This is a genomic window from Pseudomonas sp. SED1 (assembly GCF_034044025.1).
Lineage (GTDB): Bacteria > Pseudomonadota > Gammaproteobacteria > Pseudomonadales > Pseudomonadaceae > Aquipseudomonas.
Genome location: NZ_JAXCIS010000115.1, coordinates 43,945 through 60,223 on the forward strand (window position 1 = coordinate 43,945; position 16,279 = coordinate 60,223).

Below are 16,279 nucleotides of genomic sequence, written 5' to 3' on the forward strand. Positions count from 1 at the left end.
GATGCCCAGGCGTTTAAAGGACTATCTAATCATATTGAGTATCGGGGCGTGCCTCAGCACTTCCGTGCCTGCCGAACAAACTGTTCCCGAGCAATACGCACTGTTGGGGCGTGCCGGTGCCGTTCAACTGGACACCCCACTGAACAAGACTCAGCGCCAGTGGCTGCAAAACAAACGCGAACTGATACTGGGCACGTCTGCACCCGACTACCCGCCCTTCGACATCACCTCCAGCGGTCGCGATTATGAAGGGTTGACCGCCGATTACGCCGGCCTGGTGGCTAGGACGCTGGCAATACCGCTGAAGGTGCTGCGCTATCCCTCCCGGGAAGCCGCGATCCGGGCGCTGGAAAACGGCGATATCGACTTTCTGGGGTCCGCCAACGGCTTTGAAGCGGCGAATCCCGATATTGCCCTGTCATTGCCCTACGCAGTGGATCAACCGGTACTGGTCACCCGCGAAGGTGAACACCGCAACCTTGGCGACGGCCTGGCGGGCCTGCGCCTGAGCCTTGTCTACCACTACCTGCCCATGAATGAGGTGCAGGCGCTGTATCCAAAGGCGACCATCCATGCCTACCCCTCCTATCAGAATGCCTTGAATGCGGTGGCATTCGACCAGGCGGACGTCTTCCTGGGCGACACCATTTCCACTCACTACATGATCAACAAGGGCTACCTGAAAAACATCCGCATGGCCAACTTCGGCAAGCACGAGGCTTACGGTTTCAGCTTCGCCTTGCGCAAGGATCAACCCATTCTCCTGAGCATCGTCGATTCAGTGCTCGATGGCGTATCAACCTATGAACGCGACAGCATCGCCAAGCGCTGGAGTGCGGGCAGCGACATTCTACTGACCGACCGAAAGCTGCAACTGACCCTGCGCGAAGAGCGCTGGCTCAAAGGCAACCCGATGGTAAAGGTGGTGGTCAACGAAACCCTCGCCCCGCTTACATTTTTTGATACCGACGGCAATTTCCGGGGCGTCACCGCCGACCTGCTGGAGCTGATTCGCCTGCGAACCGGCCTGCGCTTCGAGATTCAACACGTGCGGGACGTCGCCAGCATGATTGAGCTGGTCCATAGCGGGGCAGCCGATATCATCGGCGCAATCGTTCCAAGCGCCGGGCGCGAGTCCCAGTTGAGCTTTAGCCGCCCCTACCTGGAAAACTCCTATGTACTGCTGACGCGCAAAGAGGCAGGCGCGCCCGCAAGCCTTCAACAGATGGTCGGCAAGCGCCTGGCGATTACCCAAGGCAACCCGCTGGAAAAATTCCTGCGCCAGGAGTTTACCCAGGTCACTCTGGTAGAGGCCGGTGATACCTTCAAGGCCTCCGAACTATTGGCACAGGGCCAGGTGGACGGCGCAGTGAACCCTCTGGTGATCGCCAACTACTTTCTCTCCTCACCGGTGTTCCAGGACAAGTTACAGATCAGCTCCAGCATTGGCACGCTGCCTGCGACCTTTGCGCTGGCGACGTCCCGCCACGCCACCGAACTGAGCTCGATCCTCGACAAGGCGCTGCTCAGCATTGCCCCGGATGAGCTGGCGGCGATCAACAGTCGTTGGCGCGGCTACAACGCGGCATCCGACGGTTACTGGCGCAATTACCACCGCCTGATTGCCCAGATCATCATCGGCACCGGGCTGCTGCTGTTGATTTCCCTGACCTGGAACGGCTACCTGCAGCGCCAGATCAAGCATCGAAAACTGGCTGAGCGCGCCCTTAACGACCAGTTCGAGTTCATGCGGGCGCTGGTCAATGAAACCCCGCATCCGATCTACGTACGTGACCACAACGGCTTCCTGCAGACCTGCAACGACAGTTACCTGCAAACGTTCGACGTCAAGCGTGAGGACATCATTGGCAAAAGCATCACCCAGATGGACATGGCGCTTGAGACGGAGGCGGCTCAGTACAATGCCGACTACCAGCAGGTGGTGGCCGAAGGCAAACCACTGATCCTGGATCGCACCCTGCATGTCCACGGGAAAAAACTCACGATCTATCACTGGATTCTCCCGTACCGCGACTCCATGGGCGAGGTGCAGGGCATCATTGGCGGCTGGATCGATATCAGCGAACGGCGCCAGCTGTTCGATGAACTTCGTGCCGCCAAGGAACGCGCCGACGAAGCCAACCGCGCAAAAAGTACGTTCCTCGCCACCATGAGCCACGAAATCCGCACACCGATGAACGCCGTCATTGGCATGCTGGAGTTGACACTCAAGCGTGCCGACCAGGGTCATCTTGATCGCCCCGCCATCGAGGTCGCGTACAACTCGGCCAAGGACCTGCTGGAGCTGATCGGCGATATTCTGGACATTGCACGCATCGAGTCCGGCCGCCTGAGCCTGGCCCCGGAGCGGGTCAACCTGCGCGAGGTGATCGAGTCGGTGGTGCGCGTGTTCGATGGCCTGGCGCGCCAGAAAACCCTGAGCCTGGTGCTGGAGTTCAGCCCCGATGCCGGCGACACCGATGTGCTGATCGATCCGTTGCGGTTCAAACAGGTGCTTTCGAACCTGGTGAGCAATGCGATCAAGTTCACCGAACGCGGGCAGGTGAAGATCAAGGTGCAACTGAAAGCGACCGGGCAACCTCAGCAGGTCGAGATGAAACTGGTGGTAGAGGACACTGGCATCGGGATCAATCGCGAAGACCAGTCACGCCTGTTCGAGCCTTTTGCCCAAGCCGACAACTCCGGGCACCTGGCCCGGAGCGGCGCCGGCCTGGGGCTGGTGATCTGTCGCAGCCTGTGCGCCATGATGGGCGGGCAACTGAGCCTGAGCAGCGTACCCATGGTGGGCACCCAGGTCCACGTCAGCCTGAAGATGACCAGCCTGCAACCGGTCAAGGCCGTAGACCAGTTGGAGCCTGCCGCGACCAAGCCGGCGCCGGTACTCAATGTGCTGGTGGTGGATGACCATCCGGCCAACCGCTTGCTCATGTGCCAGCAACTGGGCTTCCTGGGGCATCAGTTCACCGCCGCCCATCATGGTGCTGCAGGGTTTCAGGCCTGGCGCGAGGAGCACTTCGACCTGGTCATTGCCGACTGCAATATGCCGGTCATGAACGGCTATGAGTTGAGTCATTCCATTCGCGAGTATGAGCAGCGCGAGCAAAAAACGCCGTGCGTGATACTCGGTTTCACCGCCAACGCTCAACCCGAGGAGAAACAACGCTGCTTCGACGCAGGCATGGATGATTGCCTGTTCAAACCCATCAGCCTCACCGCGCTGGAGCAGCAATTGGCACAGGTCGCCCCGTTGCCCACCGGCAATGTGTTCACCCTTCAAAGCCTGGACGCGATGACAGGCGGCGACCCACAGTTGAGTCAGCGTTTGCTTGAAGAATTGCTCAGCAGCAGCCGGCATGATCGAGTCGAGCTGATGGCCTTACTGGCGCGACAAGCCGCCCCCCAAGACCTGATCGAGCAAGCCCACAAGATCAAGGGCGCCGCACGGATCATCCAGGCGGATATCCTGGCCGGGCAATGCGAAGCCTTGGAGCTGGCCTGTGGCCAAGGTGACAATCGGCACGCTATCGAGGTGGATATCAAGGCCATGGAGAAATCCATGCTTGAGCTGGAAAGGATGCTGCAGATGCAACTGGAGGTCCTGGACCGTCGATAATTTGTAGGAGCGAGCTTGCTCGCGAAAATCGCCAACGATAACGCGGTCATTCTGGATGCACGCGGTGTTCTCTGGTTTTTCGCGAGCAAGCTCGCTTCTACAGGAGGCTCACGCCATCAGCAATCGGTCAACCGCAGGAAAATCGCCGCCAACTGCTCGATGCCGGCCTGGTCCTGCGGGGTAAACCGCGACAGCGATGGGCTGTCCAGGTCCAGCACACCAATCAGGCGCCCTTCCTTGACCAGCGGAACCACCAGTTCGCTATTCGACGCGCTATCGCAGGCGATATGCCCCGGAAATTCATGCACGTCTTCCACCCGCTGGGTTTGTCGCGAGGCCGCTGCCGCGCCGCACACCCCACGACCAAACGGAATGCGCACACAGGCGATCTGCCCCTGGAAAGGCCCGAGCACCAGCTCTTCATTGCGGTTGAGGTAGAAGCCCGCCCAGTTCAAATCGTCCAGCTGGTTGAACAGGAACGCAGAAAACTGCGCGGCATTGGCGATGAAATCCCGTTCATCCGCCAGCAACGATTCCAGTTGCGCATGCAGCATGGCGTAACCATCAAGTCCGGTTTCGGACTGTTGCAAATCGATCATGGTTGACGCTCCAACAACTTGAGGCCCACCCAGTTGCGGGCGAACTGATAAGCACAACGGCCGTTGCGATTGCCACGCCCGGTTGCCCAACGCACCGCGAGGATGTCCAGCTCTTCATCGCGCTGCCACTGCAAACCGGCCTTGTTCGCCAGCTCACCGATCCAGTGCTCGACCACATCCAGGAAGTGCTCTTGATTGAACGGGTAAAACGACAGCCACAAACCGAAACGGTCAGACAGGGCAATCTTGTCCTCCACCGCTTCGTTAGGATGCAGCTCGCCATCTACCGTCTTCCAGTTTTCGTTGTCGCTCTGGTTCTCGGGCACCAGGTGACGACGGTTGGAGGTGGCATACAGCAAGACGTTTTCCGGCGCCTGCTCCAGGGAGCCGTCGAGTACGCTCTTGAGCACGCGGTAATCGCTCTCGCCGGCTTCGAAGGACAGGTCATCGCAGAACAATACAAAGCGCTGTGGCAATTTGATCAGTTGCTCAACCACTCGCGGCAGGTCCGCCAAGTGATCGCGCTCGATCTCGATCAGGCGCAACCCGGCCTTGGCATGCTGGGCCAGCAAGGCGCGCACCATGGACGATTTCCCGGTACCGCGCGAACCCCACAGCAACGCGTGGTTGGCCGGCAGGCCGTCGAGAAACTGTTGGGTGTTGCGGGCCAATTGTTCGCGTTGTTTGTCCACGCCGATCAAGTCGGACAGGCGCATGTCCAGGCTGACTTCCAGCGGCAATAAAAAGCCGCTGCGACCTTCGCGCTGCCAGCGGGCAGCCAGGCAATGGTTCCAGTCAACCGCCTCGCGTGGGGCAGGCAACAAGGGCTCCAGGCGAGCAAGTACCGCGTCGGCACGCTCAAGAAAGGCATTCAATCGAGAATCCACGACTATTCCTCTGGCAAGTTCTTGTAAAAGATGGCGTATTGACAACCCTGAGGCGGACCCAGCAGGGCTGCACCGAATAAAATCGATTTATGCCGGGCAAGTTTGAGCCTGTGGATGTTCAGCTATGCTTGCCGGGCGAAAGGAAACGTAAAGTGGTACAGCACCCGATGGATATCAAGTTCGCCCACCGCTTGTCTTATAAACAAGCCAGACTGACAGTGCTGGTCGGATTCGTCTTGGGAACCCTGCTCAGCCTGCTACAGATTGGGATTGATTATGCCAGCGAAGACGCATCCATCAACCGGGAAATACGCGCGCTGATTGAAATCAGTCATAACCCGGCTTCACGCATCGCCTACAACATCGACGCCGAACTGGCTCAGGAACTGACCCTGGGCCTGCTGCACTCCCCCGCCATCACCCGCGCACAACTGGTCGACAACAACGGTTTGGTACTGGCCGATGTCCAGCGCCCGCGCAAGGAAAGCACCTACCGCCCCATCAGCGATTTCCTGTTTGGCGCCAACCGCCAATTCGAAGACCGGCTGTACCTCACCCACATGCCCAATGACGCCCTTGGCGTATTACGTCTCGACGTCGACACCTACGCGTTCGGCAGCCGCTTCCTGCGCCGCGCCGAGATCACTCTGCTCAACGGCTTTGCCCGCAGTCTGATCCTCACCGGCATTCTGTTGGCGCTGTTCTACGTGATGCTGACCAAGCCGCTGGTGCGCATCATCCGCGAGCTGAGCTCACGCAAGCACGAGCGCCTGGACTGCCCACCGGGGCACGAACACGACGAGATCGGCGTACTGGTCAACGTTGCCAACCAGCAGTTTGAAAACATGGAGACTGAGATCCAGCAACGCCGACACGCCGAAAACCGCCTGACTGAATACCTCGGCCAACTGGAAGACATCGTTTCTGCGCGCACCACCGAACTCAAGGCCATCAATCATCGACTGACGCTGTCGAACGACGAACTGGAAGCGGCGAAGATGACGGCCCTGTCCATGGCCCAGGCACGGGCGGCGTTCCTCGCCAACATGAGCCATGAAATCCGTACGCCGCTCAACGGCCTGCTCGGGATGATCGCCCTCTCCCTCGACAGCCCGCTGAATGCCGAGCAACGCCAGCAACTGTCGATCGCCCATGACTCGGGCAAAGTGCTGGTGGAGTTGCTCAACGATATCCTCGACCTGTCCAAGTTCGATGCCGGTCAGTTGGAGCTGGAAAACATCCCGTTCGACCTGGGCGCACTGGTGGAGGACACCGCCAACCTGCTCTCGCAAAACGCCGCGCCCAGCGTGGAGTTGACGTGCCTGATCGACCCGCAGTTTCCCGCCCAGGTGCTGGGCGACCCGACGCGGGTACGGCAGATTGTCAGCAATTTGCTGTCCAACGCCCTGAAGTTCACGCGTTTCGGCCGGGTGGACGTGCGCCTCAGTGCCCAGGCCGACCGGGTCAGAATCGAGGTATGCGACACCGGCATCGGGATTGCGCAGGATGCTCAGGTCAAGATTTTCCAGCCGTTCACCCAAGCCGGTGCGGGTATCACTCGCCAGTTTGGCGGCACCGGCCTGGGCCTGGCGCTGACCCACAACCTGTGCGAGGCCATGAAGGGCCGCCTGAGCATCAGCTCCGAAGCCGGTTTTGGCAGCCAGTTCTGCGCCGACCTGCCACTGCCGACGCATTTACCGGCGATGCGCCTGGCGCCGCTGGCAGGCGACGTGATCGCGATCACCAGCAGCAGTAGCGGCCTGGCGGAACTGCTCAACAGCCTGCTGCCGAGTTGGGGCCTGACGCCGCGCTGCTACTCCATTGACGATGACTTGAGCGGGCAGAATCCTGACCTGCTGATCACCGACTGCCCCGAATGCCTGTTTCGCCTGCGCCCGTCCATCACCGCGCCGATCCTGGTGGTGACCGCCTACGGCAACTTCATGCCCAGCGAAGAAGTCGCGGCCCTGGCGCCGCTGCAACAACAAGCCCGGCCCCTGAGCCGCACGGCGCTGTACCAGATTCTGCAACGCAACCTGCGCACCGATCCGGACGTGGTGCTTGACCTGATCCAGCTGGAAACCGGCCCCCTCGCTCACCGGGCGCGCGTCCTGCTGGTGGAAGACAACCCGGTGAATCAACTGGTGGCCAAGGGCATGCTCGCCAAGCTCGGCTGCGAGGTGATCGTCGCCGCCCACGGTGGCGAAGCCCTCAAGCTGCTGGAAGAACAAAGCTTCGACATGGTGCTGATGGACTGCAATATGCCGGTGATGGATGGCTATGAGGCCAGCCGGCAGATCCGCCGCAGCGGGCGCTGGCCGGACTTGCCGATTGTCGCGCTGACGGCCAACGCCATGTCCGAGGAACGCGAGCGCTGCCGGGCGGCAGGTATGAATGACTACCTGGCCAAGCCGTTTCGCCGGGAAGAACTCAAGGCCTTGCTCGATCTGTGGGTGCCGACTACGACAAGTCTTTGATCTGTCGCAACAGCTGATCCAGGCCGTCACGCAAGGCATCGGCCTGGTTCAGGTCAACCCCGCTGTCACACAACAGACGGGCCTTCAACGGCTGCACCTGGTCACGCAAGTGTCGACCTTCATCGGTCAGGCTCAGGTGCACCTCACGCTCATCCTGCGCACTGCGCTGACGCCGCACCAGAGCAAGCTGCTCCAGGCGCTTGAGCAGCGGCGTCAGCGTGCCGGAATCCAGCAACAAGCGCTCGCCCAAGGCCTTGACCGTCGGCTGTGGCATGGCTGCGGCCTGCCATTCCCACAACACCAGCATCACCAGGTATTGCGGGTAGGTCAGCCCCAACTGATCGAGCATCGGCTTGTAGGCCCGGGTGACCGCGCGGGAGGCGGCGTAGAGCTTGAAGCACAGTTGGTCGTCAAGGGACAGGGACAGGTCGGTCATTTGAGCAGGGCTTCAATCTCTTGGGTCAGGTCCTGGGGCTTGGTGGTCGGGGCGAAACGCTTGACCACCTTGCCATCGCGGCCGATCAGGAACTTGGTGAAGTTCCACTTGATGCCCTTGGAGCCGAGCAAACCCGGGGCCTGTTTTTTAAGCTGCACGAACAATGGGTGAGCATCGCTGCCGTTGACGTCGATCTTCTTGAACAGCGGGAAGCTGACACCGAAGTTCAGCTCGCAAAACTCGGAAATGGCGCCTTCGTTGCCCGGCTCCTGCTTGCCGAACTGGTTGCAGGGAAAGCCCAGCACCACCAAGCCCTGGTCCTTGTAATGCTGCCAGAGTTCTTCAAGCCCCTTGTACTGCGGGGTGAAGCCGCACTTGCTGGCGGTATTGACCACAAGAATCGCCTTGCCGGCGAAATCGGCCAAGGTCTTTTGCTCACCCTTGATGGTGGTGCAAGGGATGCTCAGCAGGTTGTCGCTCATGGCAGTGCCTCGAAAGAAATAAGAAGACCTGAAAGATAGTAGGCAATTCAATTGTGTGCAATTTAATTGCTCGGACTTATGCCTTGGTATAACGGCCCCTGCGGACACGAAGGCCCGCAGGAGATAGACGGTTTAGCGCGGCACCAGATCCAGGCACACCGAATTGATGCAGTAACGCAAACCGGTCGGCGGCGGACCATCCGGGAACACGTGGCCCAGGTGCGCATCGCACTTGGCGCAGGTGACTTCGGTACGGATCATGCCGTGGCTGATATCGCGAATCTCGACCATCGCCTGCTCGGCAATCGGCTCGTAGAAGCTGGGCCAGCCGCAGCCGGAGTCAAACTTGGCCCTGGAATCGAACAGCGGTTCATTGCAGCAGATGCAGTGGTAAACGCCGTCGGTCTTGGTGCCGTTGTACTTGCCGCTGAACGGTCGCTCGGTGCCTTTGAGGCGGCACACGTTGTACTGCTCCGGGTCGAGCATGGCTTTCCATTCATCAACGGTTTTCTGCAACTTTTCCATCGGTACACCTCGGCAACTGAAAAAGCCTGATCTGTGTCTTTTCCATGGATCAGGCGGCACGTATGATTGCGCCTCTTCAAAGCGCCAGTCTGGCACCCGCGTTACCGGCATTCAAACGTATTTATGGGTCAGGCCGACGCAGGATTCTCAGCACGGTAGTCTCCACACCGTCTGGATCGTTCATTTTCAGGATCACATCGCCATGCAGGTCAGCAAATCGAACAAGCTCGCCAACGTCTGCTACGACATTCGCGGCCCAGTGCTCAAGCACGCCAAACGCCTGGAAGAGGAAGGCCATCGCATCCTCAAGCTGAACATTGGCAACCCGGCACCCTTTGGTTTCGAAGCGCCGGACGAAATCCTCCAGGACGTGATCCGCAACCTGCCGACCGCCCAGGGCTACAGTGACTCCAAAGGCCTGTTCAGCGCGCGCAAGGCCGTCATGCAGTACTACCAGCAGAAGCAGGTTGAAGGTGTCGGCATCGAGGACATCTACCTGGGCAACGGCGTGTCCGAGCTGATCGTCATGTCCATGCAGGCCCTGCTCAACAATGGCGACGAAGTGCTGGTGCCGGCTCCCGACTACCCGCTGTGGACCGCCGCCGTCACCCTGGCCGGTGGCCATCCGGTGCATTACCTGTGTGACGAGGGCGCGGACTGGTTCCCGGACCTGGCCGACATCAAGGCCAAGATCACCCCGAATACCAAGGCCCTGGTGATCATCAACCCGAACAACCCCACCGGCGCCGTCTACTCCAAGGAAGTGCTGCTGGGCATGCTCGAACTGGCGCGCCAGCACAACCTGGTGGTGTTCTCCGACGAGATCTACGACAAGATTCTGTACGACGACGCGGTGCACATCTGCACCGCGTCCCTGGCCCCGGACCTGCTGTGCCTGACCTTCAATGGCCTGTCGAAGTCCTACCGGGTGGCGGGTTTCCGTTCCGGTTGGATCGCGATTTCCGGTCCCAAGCACAATGCCCAGAGCTACATCGAAGGCATCGACATGCTGGCCAACATGCGCCTGTGTGCCAACGTGCCGAGCCAGCACGCCATCCAGACCGCCTTGGGCGGCTACCAGAGCATCAACGACCTGGTGCTGCCACAAGGCCGCCTGCTCGAGCAGCGCAACCGCACCTGGGAGCTGCTGAACGCGATTCCGGGTGTCAGCTGCGTCAAGCCCATGGGCGCGCTGTATGCCTTCCCACGGATCGACCCGAAAGTGTGCCCGATTTTCAACGACGAGAAGTTCGTGCTCGACCTGCTGCTGTCGGAAAAGCTGCTGGTGGTCCAGGGCACAGCGTTCAACTGGCCGTGGCCGGATCACTTCCGGGTGGTCACCTTGCCGCGGGTGGATGACCTGGAGATGGCCATCGGTCGTATCGGCAACTTCCTGAAGTCCTATCGCCAGTAATGGACATTGCGCTGTACGGCCCGCCCATGGTCGTACAGCGATTATCTGGCAACACTTCTCTGCCTTGCGCAGGTCCCTCGCCGTTCACACTCACCGGTTACCCCCTCGGTCGAGCATCACCCTATAATTACAGGGCCGCAAGGTAATGGAGCGAGACTGCCGAGCTACCCCGGGCCTCGGAAATTCCCTTCAAGGCTCTACATTCAGGCTGTAGGACACAGTTTGAAATAGTCCCTCGGTTGAATAGCCCCATGCTGCACCTTATATACCCCGCAGTACGCGACATATTTAGCATGAGGAGAATTCTACAACCATGATGCGCATTCTGCTGTTCTTGGCCACTAACCTGGCGGTCGTGCTGATTGCCAGCATCACGCTGAGCCTTTTTGGCTTCAATGGGATCATGGCGGCCAACGGGGTTGATCTGAACCTCAATCAGCTGCTGATCTTCTGTGCGGTCTTTGGTTTTGCCGGCTCGATTTTCTCGCTGTTCATCTCCAAGTGGATGGCGAGGATGAGCACCAGCACCCAGATCATTACTCAGCCACGCACCCGGCATGAGCAATGGTTGCTGCAAACCGTCGAGCAACTGTCCCGCGAAGCCGGGATCAAGATGCCTGAAGTCGGGATCTTCCCGGCCTATGAAGCCAACGCCTTTGCCACCGGCTGGAACAAGAACGACGCCCTTGTGGCCGTCAGCCAGGGTTTGCTGGAGCGTTTCTCGCCTGACGAAATCAAGGCGGTGCTGGCTCACGAGATCGGCCACGTGGCCAACGGTGACATGGTCACCCTGGCGCTGGTCCAGGGCGTGGTGAACACCTTTGTCATGTTCTTTGCGCGGATCATCGGCAACTTCGTCGACAAGGTGATCTTCAAGAACGAACAGGGCCAGGGCATGGCCTACTACGTGGCGACCATCTTCGCCGAACTGGTACTGGGCTTCCTCGCCAGCTCGATCGTGATGTGGTTCTCGCGCAAACGGGAATTCCGTGCAGACGAAGCCGGCGCACGCCTGGCCGGTACCGGCGCAATGATCAGCGCCCTGCAGCACCTGCGCTCCGAACAAGGCTTGCCGGTGCATATGCCGAACACCCTGACTGCCTTTGGCATCAACGGTGGCATCAAGCAAGGCATGGCTCGCATGTTCATGAGCCATCCGCCGCTGGAAGAGCGGATTGACGCACTGCGTCGTCGCGGCTGACAGCAAAAACAAGAAGGGGCGATTTGATCGCCCCTTTTTTGTGGGCGCGATTCAGCGCCTGGCTAACCGGTACGCCCGCTCTTCCAGGCGTGTGACGCCGTCCTGAACAAACTTCCAGCTCTGCCCCAGAATGTCCTGCTGCTCCAGTACCTCGGGGCTCCACTGCGTGCCAAACAGCAGTTGCACTTCTTCGTCGCTCACCGCAAACGGCGGGCCAGCCTTCTGCGACTGTTCATAGTCGAGGGTGATCAACAGGCCACGACTGCCTCCCGCCAGAATCCTGGTCAAGTGTGCGGCGTACGGTTCTCGCATCAACGGCGGCAAGGCAATCAACGCCGCCCGGTCGTAAAGCGCCCGGCAATCTGCCACTGCGCCTGCATCCAGAGCGAAGAAATCCCCGCACCAGAGTTCGATGGAGCCCGCCTGGTAGACCTTGAAAGCACCGCGCTGACTGATCTGCGGCGTCAGTTCCTGCTCGCTGAAAAACTCCTCAACGGCCTTTTCCGACAGCTCGATCCCAATCACCCGATGCCCGACACTCGCCAGCCACACCAAGTCCAGGCTCTTTCCGCACAACGGTACCAGCACCTGCGCCCCGCTCGCCACACCCAGGCCGGGCCAGTGGCGCAGCAGGTATGGATTCACCTCGGGCAGATGAAAACCCGTCTGATTGCGCGCCCAACGCTCATGCCAAAATCCAGGCTCCATGATTCACCCTAAAACTTGATCAAATAGCGCTAAAACTTATATTAGATTTAGATCAATGATCTGATTGAAGATGGTCCCATCTTAACCCTCAGGACCCGATCATGCTCCCCAGCCTGTTTATCTCCCACGGTTCACCGATGCTTGCCCTGCAACCCGGTGCCAGCGGCCCGGCACTCAAGCGCCTGGCCGCCGAGTTGCCACGGCCCAAGGCCATTGTGGTGGTCTCGGCACACTGGGAAAGCCAGGGCCTGCTGGTGACCGGCAGCGCCGCGCCCGAGACCTGGCACGACTTCGGCGGCTTTCCGCGGGAATTGTTCGCCGTACAGTACCCGGCGCCCGGCGACCCGGCATTGGCCGCCGAGATTGTCCAATTGCTCAAGGCTGACGGCCTGGAGGCGCACATTGATGACCAGCGCCCCTTCGACCACGGCACCTGGGTGCCCCTGTCGCTGATGTACCCGGCTGCCGATATTCCGGTGGTGCAGGTGTCGCTGCCAAGCCGCATGGGCCCTGCCCTGCAAACCCGCGTCGGCCATGCACTGGCGAGCCTGCGAGAGCAAGGCGTGCTGCTGATCGGCTCCGGCAGCATTACCCATAACCTCGGTGAACTGGACTGGCATGCCGGGCCGGAGAGCATCGAGCCCTGGGCGCGGGATTTTCGCGATTGGATGGTCAGCAAGCTGGCGGCCAACGATGAAGCCGCCCTGCACGACTATCGCCGCCAGGCACCCCATGCCGTGCGCAGCCACCCCAGCGATGAGCATTTGCTGCCGCTGTACTTTGCCCGGGGCGCAGGCGGTGAATTCAGCGCAGCCCACCAAGGCTTCACCTTGGGCGCGCTGGGCATGGATATCTATCGTTTCGCTTAATCGCAGGCAAAAAAAATCCCCGAACCAGTCGGGGATTTTTTATGTTCGATCAATCAGCCCAAGGGCGGATCAATCTTCGCGGTAGCGACGCAGCTTCAACTGCTTACCGGCAACGCGAGTGTCCTTCAGCTTGGTCAGGAGCTTTTCCAGACCATCTTCCGGCAGCTCCACCAGGGAGAAGCTGTCACGCACCTGGATGCGACCGATCGCTTCACGTGCCAGGCCACCCTCGTTGAGGATAGCGCCCAGCAGGTTCTTGGCAGCGATGCCATCACGCGCGCCCAGCGCGGTACGGCAGCGAGCACGGCCTTCAGCCAATGGAACCGGAGCACGACGCTCGCGATCACCACGGTCTGGACGGTCGCCAGTACGTTCTGGACGATCACCGCGCGGAGCGTTGTTCGGCACCAGTGGACGTTCTTTCTCGATGGCCGCCAGGGTCAGGGCCTGACCGTTGGTAGCCTTGCGCAGCAGGGCTGCGGCCAGGGCACGCGGGGTGCAACCGATATCGGCAGTCAGGCGGTCCAGCAGGTCGCCGTGGGTCGATTCAGCGTCAGCCACCAGCGGCGACAGGCTGTTGGTCAGTTTCTTGATGCGGGCATCGAGAACAGCCTGGGCATCCGGCAGGCGGACTTCGGCAACTTTCTGACCGGTTACACGCTCGATCACTTGCAGCATGCGGCGCTCACGTGGAGTCACCAGCAGCAATGCGCGACCTTCGCGACCGGCACGGCCGGTACGGCCGATACGGTGCACGTAGGACTCTGGATCGTAAGGCATGTCAACGTTGAACACGTGAGTGATACGTGGAACGTCGAGGCCACGAGCGGCAACGTCGGTCGCCACAACGATGTCCAGACGGCCATCCTTGAGGGAGTCGATGACGCGCTCACGTTGGTTCTGGGCAATGTCACCGTTCAGCGCAGCGGCTTTGTAGCCTTTGGCTTCCAGGGCACTGGCCAGGTCCAGGGTCGCTTGCTTGGTGCGCACGAACATGATCAGGGCGTCGAAGTCTTCGACTTCCAGCAGGCTCAATACAGCCGAGGTCTTCTGGTCAGCGTGAACCAACAGGTGAGCCTGTTCGATCGCGGTAACGGTCTGAGTCTTGGTCTGGATCTTCACGTGTTGCGGATCGCGCAGATGGCGTTCGGCAATGGCACGGATCGACTGTGGCAGGGTGGCCGAGAACAGTACGGTCTGACGGGTTGCTGGCAGCGACTTGAAGATGACTTCCAGGTCGTCCATGAAGCCCAGCTTGAGCATTTCGTCAGCTTCGTCCAGAACCAGGTGGTTCACGGTCGACAGTACTTTTTCGTCGCGACGCAGGTGGTCGCACAGACGGCCCGGAGTGGCGACAACGATCTGTGCGCCGTTACGGATTGCTTTCAGTTGTGGGCCCATAGGCGCGCCGCCGTAAACGGCCACAACGGTAACGCCCGGCATTTGCTTGGCGTAGGTTTCGAAAGCGGTTGCTACTTGCAGCGCCAACTCACGGGTTGGCGCCAGGATCAGGGCTTGCGGCTCGCGCTTGGCAGGATCGATGCAGTGCAGGATTGGCAGGGCGAACGCGGCGGTTTTACCGGTACCGGTTTGCGCTTGGCCAATCATGTCTTGGCCGGCCATGATGATCGGGATCGATTGCTGCTGAATAGCCGAAGGTTCTTCGTAGCCAGTCGCGATGACGGCAGCAAGAATATTCGGGTTAAGATTAAAAGCGGCGAAGCCGCCGGTTTCCTGGGTCATGGGTCTGCCTCTAAGTGCATCCGCAAAGACCCATGCTCCAAAGCTGCGCATGCCGTGTTGAGACTCAAGAGTCGCCCTGGCTGCTTTGTCGGCGGGGATTTGCGAAAACGAATGAATGAAAAAGATTCGTCAAGGAAGAGTCCGCTGTGCGGACGTGCAGCCGAAGCTGACTTCGGGGAATTGCGCTACCTAAACGCGGCCCGGTTAAAGGCCGGCGCGCACTATACCGGAAATCGCTGAAAAAGGGAGCTTTTTTTATCGGAAAACCCAGTGGAACTGCTCTGCGCCAAAGGCTTTGCGCATTGCGGCGACTGGGTCTATTTTTCAAAGGCCCGGCCCTGTTGGTCATGACGCTTAAACGGTTCACCCTTAACAGCGGGCCCTTCGGTCCGAAACCTCCCATTGCGCCCGAGGGCACACCCCATGAACCAAGCCACCAGCAGCCGCGTCAGCCGTGAACAGCAGGGCCATATCCTGTTGCTGGGCCTGGATCGCGTGGCCAAGCGCAATGCGTTCGACCTGGAATTGCTCAATGAGTTGAGCCTGGCTTATGGCGAATTTGATCGCAATGAGGAGGCGCGGGTGGCCATTGTCTTCGGGCATGGCGATCATTTTACCGCCGGGTTGGACCTGGCCAATGTCGGTCCAACGATGGCACAAGGCTGGCAACCACCGTTGGGCGGTTGTGATCCCTGGGGAGTTTTCGCGGGGCCCCGGGTGAGTAAGCCGGTGATTGTTGCGGCTCAGGGCTACTGCCTGACCATTGGTATCGAGTTGATGTTGGCGGCGGATATCAACCTGTGTGCCAGCAATACCCGCTTTGCGCAGATGGAGGTGCAGCGTGGGATTTTTCCTTTTGGGGGCGCGACGTTGCGTTTTCATCAGATCGCGGGGTGGGGGAATGCCATGCGCTGGTTGCTCACGGGGGACGAGTTTGATGCCCATGAGGCGCTGCGGTTGGGGTTGGTGCAGGAGGTGATGGCCAGCGAGGATTTGCTGCCCCGGGCGGTGGCGCTGGCAAACCGCATAGCCCAGCAGGCGCCGCTGGGGGTGCAGGCCACGCTGATGTCGGCCCGCCAGGCGCGGATTGAGGGGGAGATCGCGGCGGCGGCCGGGTTGCCCGTGCTGGTGGAGAAACTGCTGAACAGTGAGGATGCCAAGGAAGGTGTACGGGCGATGGTCGAGAAGCGGCCTGGGGTTTTTAAAGGCTGTTGATTGTGGAGGGGGGCTTGGGGCGGGGTACATATCCGTTATTTAGGTAACGGCTTCGATTGGTTCCGCTCTTACAGCGGCTCACTTTTGAA

13 protein-coding genes are annotated in these 16,279 nt (G+C 60.1%); 6 read left to right on the top strand and 7 right to left on the bottom strand.

From position 1 onward, the window contains the following. Position 1 precedes the first annotated feature (1 nt). Positions 2–3,634, top strand: a complete 3,633-nt coding sequence (locus tag SNL23_RS14890; RefSeq protein ID WP_318302587.1) for a transporter substrate-binding domain-containing protein — start codon at positions 2–4, stop codon at positions 3,632–3,634. 116 nt (positions 3,635–3,750) lie between these two features. On the opposite strand, the gene SNL23_RS14895 is transcribed toward SNL23_RS14890, so the two are convergent. Further along, entirely contained in the window at positions 3,751–4,233 is a 483-nt protein-coding gene (locus SNL23_RS14895) for a GAF domain-containing protein (protein ID WP_318302588.1), read from the bottom strand. Then, positions 4,230–5,120: an ATP-binding protein gene (locus SNL23_RS14900; protein ID WP_318302589.1), complete on the bottom strand. Its 891-nt coding sequence runs from the start codon at positions 5,118–5,120 to the stop codon at positions 4,230–4,232. The genes SNL23_RS14895 and SNL23_RS14900 overlap by 4 nt, the downstream gene beginning before the upstream one ends. 167 nt (positions 5,121–5,287) lie before the next feature. Here SNL23_RS14900 and SNL23_RS14905 point away from each other — a divergent pair, with 167 nt between their 5' ends. Beyond that, positions 5,288–7,597: a hybrid sensor histidine kinase/response regulator gene (locus SNL23_RS14905; RefSeq protein ID WP_318302590.1), complete on the top strand. Its 2,310-nt coding sequence runs from the start codon at positions 5,288–5,290 to the stop codon at positions 7,595–7,597. On the opposite strand, the gene SNL23_RS14910 is transcribed toward SNL23_RS14905, so the two are convergent. From SNL23_RS14910 to msrB, 3 genes are all read right to left on the bottom strand, one after another. Then, the gene (locus SNL23_RS14910; RefSeq protein WP_167662547.1) at positions 7,581–8,033 is read right to left on the bottom strand and encodes a MarR family winged helix-turn-helix transcriptional regulator; all 453 of its coding nucleotides are present in this window, start codon (positions 8,031–8,033) and stop codon (positions 7,581–7,583) included. The genes SNL23_RS14905 and SNL23_RS14910 overlap by 17 nt on opposite strands. After that, positions 8,030–8,515 carry a glutathione peroxidase gene (locus SNL23_RS14915; RefSeq protein ID WP_076017357.1) on the bottom strand — a complete coding sequence of 162 codons (486 nt, stop codon included), beginning with the start codon at positions 8,513–8,515 and terminating at the stop codon, positions 8,030–8,032. The genes SNL23_RS14910 and SNL23_RS14915 overlap by 4 nt, the downstream gene beginning before the upstream one ends. A 132-nt stretch (positions 8,516–8,647) precedes the next feature. Next, the gene (gene msrB, locus SNL23_RS14920; RefSeq protein WP_010176145.1) at positions 8,648–9,040 is read right to left on the bottom strand and encodes a peptide-methionine (R)-S-oxide reductase MsrB; all 393 of its coding nucleotides are present in this window, start codon (positions 9,038–9,040) and stop codon (positions 8,648–8,650) included. 202 nt (positions 9,041–9,242) lie between these two features. Here msrB and SNL23_RS14925 point away from each other — a divergent pair, with 202 nt between their 5' ends. After that, positions 9,243–10,454, top strand: coding sequence for a pyridoxal phosphate-dependent aminotransferase (locus SNL23_RS14925; RefSeq protein WP_076017355.1), 1,212 nt, complete (start codon positions 9,243–9,245; stop codon positions 10,452–10,454). Between the two features lie 313 nt (positions 10,455–10,767). Then, positions 10,768–11,655 carry a protease HtpX gene (gene htpX / locus SNL23_RS14930; RefSeq protein ID WP_318302591.1) on the top strand — a complete coding sequence of 296 codons (888 nt, stop codon included), beginning with the start codon at positions 10,768–10,770 and terminating at the stop codon, positions 11,653–11,655. Between the two features lie 51 nt (positions 11,656–11,706). On the opposite strand, the gene SNL23_RS14935 is transcribed toward htpX, so the two are convergent. Next, a complete protein-coding gene (locus tag SNL23_RS14935; RefSeq protein ID WP_318302592.1) occupies positions 11,707–12,363 on the bottom strand; it encodes a thiopurine S-methyltransferase in 657 nt (218 codons plus the stop codon). Between the two features lie 101 nt (positions 12,364–12,464). On the opposite strand from SNL23_RS14935, the gene SNL23_RS14940 reads away from it, so the two are divergent. Then, positions 12,465–13,232 (top strand): DODA-type extradiol aromatic ring-opening family dioxygenase, encoded by a 768-nt coding sequence (locus tag SNL23_RS14940; RefSeq protein ID WP_076017352.1) that lies wholly within the window; start codon positions 12,465–12,467, stop codon positions 13,230–13,232. A 69-nt stretch (positions 13,233–13,301) separates the two neighbouring features. On the opposite strand, the gene SNL23_RS14945 is transcribed toward SNL23_RS14940, so the two are convergent. Continuing rightward, entirely contained in the window at positions 13,302–14,975 is a 1,674-nt protein-coding gene (locus tag SNL23_RS14945; RefSeq protein ID WP_076017351.1) for a DEAD/DEAH box helicase, read from the bottom strand. A 423-nt stretch (positions 14,976–15,398) separates the two neighbouring features. Between SNL23_RS14945 and SNL23_RS14950 the strand changes: the two genes are divergently transcribed. Further along, the gene (locus tag SNL23_RS14950) at positions 15,399–16,190 is read left to right on the top strand and encodes a crotonase/enoyl-CoA hydratase family protein (protein ID WP_076017350.1); all 792 of its coding nucleotides are present in this window, start codon (positions 15,399–15,401) and stop codon (positions 16,188–16,190) included. The last annotated feature ends 89 nt before the right edge of the window (positions 16,191–16,279 follow it).

Coding starts and splice junctions, on each gene's coding strand:
- SNL23_RS14895 (WP_318302588.1), bottom strand. CDS start 4,233: ATGATCGATTTGCAACAGTCCGAAACCGGACTTGATGGTTACGCCATG.
- SNL23_RS14910 (WP_167662547.1), bottom strand. CDS start 8,033: ATGACCGACCTGTCCCTGTCCCTTGACGACCAACTGTGCTTCAAGCTC.
- SNL23_RS14945 (WP_076017351.1), bottom strand. CDS start 14,975: ATGACCCAGGAAACCGGCGGCTTCGCCGCTTTTAATCTTAACCCGAAT.
- SNL23_RS14940 (WP_076017352.1), top strand. CDS start 12,465: ATGCTCCCCAGCCTGTTTATCTCCCACGGTTCACCGATGCTTGCCCTG.
- SNL23_RS14905 (WP_318302590.1), top strand. CDS start 5,288: ATGGATATCAAGTTCGCCCACCGCTTGTCTTATAAACAAGCCAGACTG.
- SNL23_RS14890 (WP_318302587.1), top strand. CDS start 2: ATGCCCAGGCGTTTAAAGGACTATCTAATCATATTGAGTATCGGGGCG.
- SNL23_RS14935 (WP_318302592.1), bottom strand. CDS start 12,363: ATGGAGCCTGGATTTTGGCATGAGCGTTGGGCGCGCAATCAGACGGGT.
- msrB (WP_010176145.1), bottom strand. CDS start 9,040: ATGGAAAAGTTGCAGAAAACCGTTGATGAATGGAAAGCCATGCTCGAC.
- SNL23_RS14950 (WP_076017350.1), top strand. CDS start 15,399: ATGAACCAAGCCACCAGCAGCCGCGTCAGCCGTGAACAGCAGGGCCAT.
- htpX (WP_318302591.1), top strand. CDS start 10,768: ATGATGCGCATTCTGCTGTTCTTGGCCACTAACCTGGCGGTCGTGCTG.
- SNL23_RS14925 (WP_076017355.1), top strand. CDS start 9,243: ATGCAGGTCAGCAAATCGAACAAGCTCGCCAACGTCTGCTACGACATT.
- SNL23_RS14915 (WP_076017357.1), bottom strand. CDS start 8,515: ATGAGCGACAACCTGCTGAGCATCCCTTGCACCACCATCAAGGGTGAG.